Origin of the sequence: Streptomyces olivaceus (assembly GCF_000721235.1) — a bacterium.
Lineage (GTDB): Bacteria > Actinomycetota > Actinomycetes > Streptomycetales > Streptomycetaceae > Streptomyces > Streptomyces olivaceus.
Genome location: NZ_JOFH01000079.1, coordinates 1 through 8,753, shown reverse-complemented (window position 1 = coordinate 8,753; position 8,753 = coordinate 1). Strand labels below are relative to the sequence as shown.

Here is an 8,753-nt window from a genome sequence, read left to right as displayed (position 1 = left end):
TTGTACTCACCCTCTCGGGCTTTCCTCCGGGCGCTTCCCTTCGGTCTTGCTGTCTTGCGTTTCCGACTCTATCAGATCTTTCCGATCCGATTTCCTCGGCGCTTTCCAGGTTCCCGCTTTCGCGTTCCCCTTTCCGGCGGTTCCGACTCTATCAGATCCTTTCGGGCTCTGATTCCCCGTCAGAGGGGGTTGCCGTCCCGGCTGTTGGGCCGTTCCGACGTCTCAAACCTTAGCGGACCTTCGCGGCGATTCCCAATCGGGGTCGTGGAATTGAATTCGGGCACGCCGAAGTCTTTCCCGCGAGGGATCTTGCTGGTGGTTTGGTTGCCGCTGCTGCGGCAGGAGGTGCCGTCACAGAACCGTGACGGCTCCGTGGCAACCCGAAGAACCTTACGGATGCCGTTGGGGACTGTCAAGGACGCCTGTCAAGATCTTTAATCGAGGTCGCTGAGCCGGCCGCCCGCGTCCGGCTGGGCGTGCTCCACCCGGCGCAGGAGCCGGGTGAGGACCTCGCCGAGCGCGGTCCGGTCCTCCGGGGAGAGGTCCTGGAGGAGGTCCTCCTCGAAGACCGTGGCGAGGCGCATCGCCTCCAGCCACTTCTCGCGCCCCTCCGCCGTCAGCTCGACGATGACGCGGACCCGGTTGGACTCGTCGCGCTCCCGGGTGACCAGCCCCTCCGTCACCATGCGGTCGATGCGGTGGGTCATCGCGGCGGGGGTGAGGCCGAGGCGCTTGGCGAGGTCACCGGGGCCCAGCCGGTAGGGGGCGCCGGAGAGGACGAGTGCCTTGAGCACCTCCCAGTCGGTGTTGCCGATGCCCAGCGCGGCGGTCTGCCTGCCGTACGCGACGTTCATGCGGCGGTTGAGGCGGGACAGAGCCGAGACGATCTTCTCGACCTGGGGGTCGAGGTCCTGGAACTCGCGCTGGTAGGCGGCGATCTGCTCTTCGAGTGTCGGCTCGCCGGCGCCGGAGGTGTCACCCATGGGCGCAGTATGGCACGCGGCTCCTTTGCCTTGAAGTCCTTCACTGTGTACTGTTTACCTTCGAATTTTAGCTTCTAAGTCTTCAGCTCTAAGGGCTGGAGTGATCGATCTCGAGAGATCAAGAGAGGGTGAACGTGACCAGGGCAATGGGCGCCGCGATGCGCCGGATTCACGTGGGCAACGCACTCAGCGCGTTCGGACTCGGCTTCACGGTCCCCTACCTGTACGTCTATGTGGCGCAGGTCAGGGGACTGGGTTCGGTCACGGCGGGCCTCGTGCTCGCCGTCTTCGCCGTGGCCGCGCTGATCGTGCTGCCGTTCGCCGGGCGGGCCATCGTCCGGCGCGGCCCGCTGCCGGTCCTGCTGGTCGCCCTGGTCACCGCCGCGCTCGGCGCCCTGAGTCTGGGCCTGTCGGCCTCGGCGGCGACCGTGCTGCTGTCCGCCGCCGCGCTGGGTGCGGGGCAGGCCGTGATGCAGCCGGCGCTCGCGACGATGATCGTGGACTGCTCCACCACGGAGACCCGGTCGCGGGCGTTCGCGATGCAGTTCTTCCTGCAGAACCTCGGTCTCGGGGTCGGCGGGCTCATCGGTGGCCACCTGGTCGACACGACGAGCGCGTCCTCGTTCACGCTGCTGTTCGCGATCGAGGCGGCGATGTTCCTCGTGCTCGTCGCCGTCATGGCGACGGTTCGCGCGCCGCGCGCGCCGCGGATCGAGGAGGCGCCGGGCCAGGGCACCGGCGGGAGCTGGAAGCAGCTGCTCGGCAACCGCGCGATGGTGCAGCTGTGCGTTCTGGGCTTCGTGCTGTTCTTCGCCTGCTACGAGCGGCGGAAGCGGTCCCGGGTCATCGCCTCGGTCGGGCTGATCTGGGCCGTGGCGTGGGCCGTGGCCGGGTACGCCGGGCTCGGGCACGGCAGCCAGACGATGGCGACGGCGGCGTTCATCTCGACGTACGCGCTGTTCTGGCTGCCGTGCCCGAGCCCGGCGTACCCGGCCACGGCCCACGCCACGGCCCAGATCAGCCCGACCGAGGCGATGACCCGGGACCGCTTCCGCCGCTCGGCACCGGCCGCTGGATCCACGCCTCCGGCCCGATTCCGCCGGCCCCCCGCTCCACCCCCCCCCTGTCGCACGCGCCGCCGTGCCTCAGCCGGGCCCCTGCCTCACGGCTTCGGCAGGACGAACTCGCACCAGACGGCCTTGCCGCCGCCGGGTGTGCGCCTGGAGCCCCAGTTGGAGGCGATCGTCGCGACGATGGCGATCCCCCGGCCGGACTCGTCGCCGGGCTCCGCGCGGCGGCGCCTGGGCAGGTGGTCGTCGCCGTCGGTGACCTCGATGGTCAGGCGGCGGTCGGTGCGGCGCAGGCGCAGCCGCATCGGGGGTGTGCCGTGCTGGAGGGAGTTGGCGACCAGTTCGCTGGTGGCCAGGACGCCCAGGTCGTGCAGGTCGGCGGGGAAGCGCCAGCTGGTGAGGACGCCGGAGGCGAAGGCACGCGCGCGTGGGGCCGCCTCCACGCCGCCGAGCAGGTCGAGGGCGGCGTTGCGGAACAGCTCGGCCTCCGCGCCCTTGCGTGCGGGGTGCTGGAGGACCAGTACGGCGACGTCGTCGTCGTGGTCCGGGGTGACGCCGGCGGAGCGGACCAGGCGGTCGCAGATCACCTGGGGCGAACCGGTAGCGCCGGACAGGGCGCGCTCCAGGGCGGCGATGCCCTCGTCCAGATCCTCGTTGCGGCGTTCCACCAGGCCGTCGGTGTAGAGGACGGCGGTGGAGCCGGGGGCCAGCGGAATCGAGCCGGAGGCGTGGATCCAGCCGCCGGTGCCGAGCGGCGGACCGGTGGGTTCGTCGGCGCGCTGGACGGCACCCTGCTCGTCGCGGACCAGGATGGGCAGGTGCCCGGCGGACGCGTAGACCAGCCGGCCCTCGTTGGGGTCGTGGATGGCGTAGACGCAGGTGGCGATCTGGTTGGCGTCGATCTCGGTGGCGAGGCCGTCGAGGAGCTGGAGCACCTCGTGCGGGGGCAGGTCGAGGCGGGCGTAGGCCCTGACCGCCGTGCGGAGCTGGCCCATGACGGCCGCCGCGCGGACGCCGCGTCCCATGACGTCGCCGATGACGAGGGCGGTGCGGCCGCCGCCGAGGGTGATCACGTCGTACCAGTCGCCGCCGACCGCGGCCTCGGTGCCGCCGGGGTGGTAGGTGGCGGCGACGCGCAGGTCGTCGGGCTCCTCCAGCTCCTGCGGGAGCAGGGAGCGCTGGAGGGTGACGGCGGTTTCGCGCTGGCGGCGTTCGCTCGCGCGCAGGCGGGTGGCGGCCTCGGCGTGGTCGGTGACGTCGGTCGCGAAGACGAGGACGCCGCGGCCGTCGCCGTTGTGGCTCTCGGTGACCGGGGTGCAGGTGAACGTGTAGGAGCGGCCGTCGGGGGCCTTGCGGGACTTCAGGGTGCGGGGCCGGCCGCTGCGCTGGACCTGGTCCAGGAGCGGGAAGAGGCCCGGTTCGTCCAGCTCGGGGAGGGCTTCGCGGGCCCGGACACCGAGGTCGCGGGCGCCGAAGGCGGCGACGTAGGCGTCGTTGACGTAGGCGAGGCGGTGGTCGGGGCCGTGGACGAGGGCGACGAGGGCCGGGACGCGGTCGAGTACGTCGCGCACGGGCAGTCCGTCGATGGCGGGTACGGGCGGGACCTCGTCGGTCAGCTGCTCGGCGCGGGCGGCGGGTACGGAGCCGTCTCCCCGGCGGTCCGGGTCGACCGTCGGGTCGGTCTGCGCCGCGGCGCGGCGCTGTGTTCCGGGGAGTCGGGCGCTCCAGCGCGTGAAGTTCACGAATCCTTGCCTCGTGTAGTTGTCGGCGGCCGGGGCCGGGGCGGGCCTGTACGGCCCGGGCCCCGGGGCCGCGCTGGGGCGAGCGGCGGGGCGCCCGCATGGTGGACCAGTCTGGCAGGCTGCCCGCCCGGCCGACATCCGTCAGACGCCGCAGTGGCCGCAGGAGTTCCTGACTTCGGTCAGGACGACCCCTTCGGGTTGTGCGGCGGCTCCTGAGAAGGCTTTCCACCGGCCGCGAGTTCGAACTCCGCCCGCGGATGTTCGAGTGAACCCAGGGAGACGATCTCCCGTTTGAAGAGCCCGGCGATCACCCATTCGGCCAGCACCCGCGCCTTGCGGTTGACGGTGGGGACGCGGCTGAGGTGGTAGGCGCGGTGCATGAACCACGCGGGGTAGCCCTTGAGCTTGCGCCCGTAGACGTGCGCGACGCCCTTGTGGAAGCCGAGGGAGGCGACGGAGCCGGCGTACCTGTGCGCGTACGTGTCGAGGGGCTCGCCGCGCAGGGCGTGGGCGACGTTGTCCCCGAGGACCTTGGCCTGGCGCACCGCGTGCTGGGCGTTGGGGGCGCAGTGCCGGCCGGGTTCGGCCGCGGTGACGTCGGGGACGGCGGCGGCGTCCCCGGCGGCCCACGCGTGCGGGGCGCCGTCGACCGACAGGTGGGCGGTGCAGGTCAGCCGGCCGCGGTCGTCGAGGGGCAGGTCGGTGGCGGCGACGACGGGGTGGGGTTTGACGCCGGCCGTCCACACGACCGTACGAGTGGGGAAGCGGGAGCCGTCGCTGAGGACGGCGACACGGTCGGCGCAGGACTCCAGGCGGGTCTCCAGGCGTACGTCGATGTTGCGGCGGCGCAGTTCGGTGACCGTGTAGCGGCCCAGTTCCTCGCCGACCTCGGGCAGGATGCGGTCCGAGGCCTCGACGAGGATCCACCTCATGTCGTCCGGCGTGACGTTGTGGTAGTACCGCGCGGCGTAGCGGGCCATGTCCTCCAGTTCGCCGAGGGCCTCCACGCCCGCGTAGCCACCGCCGACGAAGACGAAGGTCAGGGCGGCGTCGCGGATCGCGGGGTCGCGGGTGGAGGAGGCGATGTCCATCTGTTCGAGGACGTGGTTGCGCAGGCCGATGGCCTCCTCGACGGTCTTGAACCCGACGCCGTGGTCGGCGAGGCCGGGGACGGGCAGGGTGCGCGAGACGGAGCCGGGAGCGAGGACGAGTTCGTCGTACGTCAGTCTGCGGGCGCCCGACTTCTCCTCGCCGGTGGCGAGGGTGGTGACGGTGGCGGTGCGGGTCGTGTGGTCGATGGTGTGCACCTCGCCGATGACGACGTCGCACTGGCCGAGGACGCGCCGCAGGGGCACGACGACGTGCCGCGGGGAGATCGAGCCGGCCGCCGCCTCCGGGAGAAACGGCTGATACGTCATATAGGGGTCGGGGGTGACGACCGTGATCTCGGCCTCGCCCCGCGCCAGTTCGGCCTTGAGGTTCCGCTGCAGCCGCAGCGCCGTGTACATCCCGACGTAGCCACCGCCGACAACGAGAATGCGCGCACGTTCCTTCACCATCCCATGACGCACCCGTCGCTTGCGTTTGTCCACAGGCTCGTCAATTTGTGTGACCGGAGATCGTGAAAGCGCCGGTCCTCCAGGATCGCCCCGGTCGGGCACGGCTGCGCAGGTCAAGCGGTACGGGTGCGAGTGCCGGGAGCCCCGGTGCGGGGACTCGGGCGACCGGTGCTCCGATCGGGGGGCTCATCGTGCGGAACATGCCCCTTCTGAATTGACTGCGGCTCAACTATGTTCTATCCGACGGAGTGTGGGGGATGCGCTCATCGGTCCGCGACGGGCGGCCCGCAGAGCCGGGCCGTTCCGCGCACTCCGGCTTTCGATGGCGGGGAGAGTCTCCGGGGGGAGACGTCATTACCGGGGGATTGTCTATGCATGTTCAGGATTCTCATTGGTCGTCCGCGTCGGCCGTCGCGCCCGGCGGTGCGATGAGTGCGGCAGCGGGCGGCGCACGCGGTGACGCGGCACGGACCGCGCCCTTGCGCGTGGACGCGCAGCGCAATCTGGAGCACGTGCTGCGCGCGGCGCGTGAGGTCTTCGGCGAGCTGGGTTACGGCGCGCCGATGGAGGACGTGGCCCGGCGCGCCCGGGTCGGGGTCGGCACGGTGTACCGGCGCTTCCCGAGCAAGGACGTCCTGGTGCGGCGGATAGCCGAGGAGGAGACGGCACGGCTGACCGACCAGGCCCGGGCGGCGCTCGGGCAGGAGGACGAACCGTGGTCGGCTCTGTCCCGTTTCCTGCGCACGTCGGTGGCCTCGGGCGCCGGCCGGCTGCTGCCGCCGCAGGTGCTGCGGGTCGGGGTGCCCGACGACGCCGAGGAAGAGGGCGGCGGAAACGGCGCGGACGGTGGCCCGCGGGTGCCGAAGCAGCGGATACAGCCGGGCGCCGGCGAACTGCGGCTGGTGCCCGACGAGGGGTCCGGTTCGGCCGACGTGCCGGTGTCCGTGGAGTTCGACGACGGGGCGGCGGCGCTGCTGGACGTCGTGGGCCGGCTCGTGGAGCGGGCGCGGACGGCGGGCGAGCTGCGGCCGGACGTGTCGGTGTCGGACGTACTGCTGGTGATAGCCACGGCGGCACCCTCGCTGCCGGATCCGGCCCAGCAGGCGGCGGCGTCGGCCCGGCTGCTGGACATCCTGCTGGAGGGCCTGCGCTCGCGCCCGGCCTGACCGGTGACACCGCGCTGCCGACGGGACGTTTTCTCCTTCCCCGAACGGCTGAGCGTTATTACTGCGTCTGGGCAAGTCCCCACGGACGAGTGATGGTCGGCACAGGGGGGTCCTGAACAAAAGCCAATATGGCACGCTGACCCGGTGTTCGGACTGGCTGGGCAGGCGGCGGGGGCAAATCCGCGATGAGTGTTGACGGGCGAGGCGGGCCACTCGGCGAGGACGGCGGCGCCGGGGGCACATGGCCCGCCGACTCGCCCCAGGTGCCGGGCCAGGGCGGACGGGCCGGGGATCCACGACGGAGCGGCGCCCCCGCGCGGGCCCGGCAGCCGGCGGCGGAGAACCGGTCGGCGGCTCCGGACAACGCCCTTTCCGGGGCCGAGGATTCGACTGGGTCCGAGGGGCGCCCGGCGGCGGAAGGAGACCCGGCCACGGCCGAGGCCCCGTCCGTCGGCGGTGCCCGGGCCGCAGGCAGCGACCAGGCCGTGGGCGACGGGCAGACCGCAGGCGGGACCCCGGCTCCAGGCGCCGGCCCGGCCGCGGGCAACGGCCCGACGGAGGACGAGGACCGCCCCGGAGAGGACGGGGCGGCAACGAGTACGGACCCGACCACGGCCGGAAAGCCGGTCGCGGGCGGCGGACACGCATCGGGCGGGAACCCGGCCACGGCCAAGGAACCGACCACAGGCGGCAGCCGCACCACAGGCAACAGCCCGACCACCGGCACGCACCCGGCTCCGGCCCCAGCCCCAGCCCCAGCCCCAGCCCCAGCCGGTGAGCCGACCACAGCCGCAGACCGAACGACGAACCGGGGCCGGACCACGAACCCGAGCCGGACCACAGGCAACAGGCCAACCACAGGCGGCGGGAACCGGGCCACAGACAGCGGAAACCCGGCCACAGGCGGCGGGAACGGCGGGGCCCCAGGCGGCGGGAAACACGGGCGGCCCCGGCGGCACGGTGTACCCACGCAGCGTGGGCTGCACGAGGACAGCGTCCTGCCGCCCCCACGCGACTCGCAGAACTACGGCCACGGCCTCGACGACGAGAACGGTGGGGACGACGACGGCATCCTGCCGCCCCCGCGCGAGCTGCCGGTGCCCGACGCGGAGTTGATCGGGCGGATGCGCTCGGGCGACGACACGGCCTACGAGGAGCTGTACCGCCGCCACGCGGACGCGGTCCGCCGGTACGCACGCACCTGCTGCCGCGACGCCCACACCGCGGACGACCTCACCGCCGAGGTGTTCGCCCGCATGCTCCAGGCGGTGCGCGGCGGCTCGGGCCCCGAACACGCCGTACGCGCCTACCTGCTCACCGCGGTCCGGCGCGTCGCCGCCGGCTGGACGCGGTCGGCGGGGCGGGAGCAGTTGGTCGACGACTTCGCGGTGTTCGCCACGCAGGCCGCGCACGCCGCCAAGGTGGAGGACGACGACACCCTGGAACTGGGCGCCGACGTCCGCGCCATGCAGGCGGCCGAGCAGTCGATGGCCATGCGCGCCTTCCGGTCGCTTCCGGAGCGGTGGCAAGCCGTGCTGTGGCACACCGAGGTCGAGGACGAGTCGCCGAGCGAGGTGGCGATGCTCTTCGGCCTCGATGCCAACGGCACCCGCGTCCTCGCCAGCCGCGCCCGCGAGGGCCTGAAGCAGGCCTACCTCCAGGCCCACGTCAGCGCCTCGCTCACCGCCGACGAGGAGTGCGCACGCTACGCCGACCAGCTCGGCACATACGCGCGCGGCCGACTGCGCATCCGGGCCGAGCGGGGGCTGCGCAAGCACCTGGAGCAGTGCGCCAGGTGCCGGCTGGCGGCGACGCAGATCGAGGAGGTGGCCGGCGGCATTCCCGCCGTGGTGCCGGTCGCGGTCATCGGCTGGTTCGGCGCCGCCGGGTACGCCAAGGCGGCGGGGCTCGTCGCCGGCAGCGCGAGCGCCGGTGCGGCGGGCGCGGCGGCGGCCGCGAGCGGCGGTTCGTCCGGCGGGGCCGGCGGCGGTGCGGCGGCCTCCGAGGGGCTGGGCGCACCGGTGAAGGCCGGTATCGCGGGCGGTGTGGTGGCGGTGGCCGCCGCGGCGGCGCTGGTCTTCGCGCTGGCCGGCAACGACGCGCAGAAGGAGCAGCCGCCGAAGGCCGCCCCGCCCGCGTCGTCCCCCGTGGCGCAGCCGGCCCCCGACACCCCCACGCCCACCCCGCGATCACCCGAACCACGCCCCCCGGCCGCACCCGAGCCGACCACACC

Annotated in this window: 5 protein-coding genes and 1 pseudogene; 3 read left to right on the top strand and 3 right to left on the bottom strand. The window is 73.0% G+C overall.

The window, feature by feature from the left end:
* Window positions 1-434: 434 nt before the first annotated feature.
* Window positions 435-983: a MarR family winged helix-turn-helix transcriptional regulator gene (locus IG94_RS0137615; RefSeq protein ID WP_031048464.1), complete on the bottom strand. Its 549-nt coding sequence runs from the start codon at window positions 981-983 to the stop codon at window positions 435-437.
* Between the two features lie 146 nt (window positions 984-1,129).
* On the opposite strand from IG94_RS0137615, the pseudogene IG94_RS41265 reads away from it, so the two are divergent.
* A pseudogene (locus IG94_RS41265) lies at window positions 1,130-2,011 on the top strand (MFS transporter); the annotation flags it as partial.
* Between the two features lie 134 nt (window positions 2,012-2,145).
* On the opposite strand, the gene IG94_RS0137605 reads toward IG94_RS41265, so the two are convergent.
* Window positions 2,146-3,795 carry an ATP-binding SpoIIE family protein phosphatase gene (locus IG94_RS0137605; RefSeq protein ID WP_031048462.1) on the bottom strand — a complete coding sequence of 550 codons (1,650 nt, stop codon included), beginning with the start codon at window positions 3,793-3,795 and terminating at the stop codon, window positions 2,146-2,148.
* A gap of 179 nt (window positions 3,796-3,974) precedes the next feature.
* Window positions 3,975-5,354: an NAD(P)/FAD-dependent oxidoreductase gene (locus tag IG94_RS0137600; protein WP_031048458.1), complete on the bottom strand. Its 1,380-nt coding sequence runs from the start codon at window positions 5,352-5,354 to the stop codon at window positions 3,975-3,977.
* A 371-nt stretch (window positions 5,355-5,725) separates the two neighbouring features.
* Between IG94_RS0137600 and IG94_RS0137595 the strand changes: the two genes are divergently transcribed.
* Window positions 5,726-6,520 (top strand): TetR/AcrR family transcriptional regulator, encoded by a 795-nt coding sequence (locus IG94_RS0137595; protein WP_031048455.1) that lies wholly within the window; start codon window positions 5,726-5,728, stop codon window positions 6,518-6,520.
* Between the two features lie 1,124 nt (window positions 6,521-7,644).
* The coding region (locus IG94_RS0137590) for an RNA polymerase sigma factor (protein ID WP_248783115.1) at window positions 7,645-8,753 on the top strand (1,109 nt) is incomplete at its 3' end.

Bases quoted from the DNA above. Each gene is read 5' to 3' on its own strand.
- IG94_RS0137615 (WP_031048464.1), bottom strand. From the start codon at position 983: ATGGGTGACACCTCCGGCGCCGGCGAGCCGACACTCGAAGAGCAGATC.
- IG94_RS0137600 (WP_031048458.1), bottom strand. From the start codon at position 5,354: ATGGTGAAGGAACGTGCGCGCATTCTCGTTGTCGGCGGTGGCTACGTC.
- IG94_RS0137595 (WP_031048455.1), top strand. From the start codon at position 5,726: ATGCATGTTCAGGATTCTCATTGGTCGTCCGCGTCGGCCGTCGCGCCC.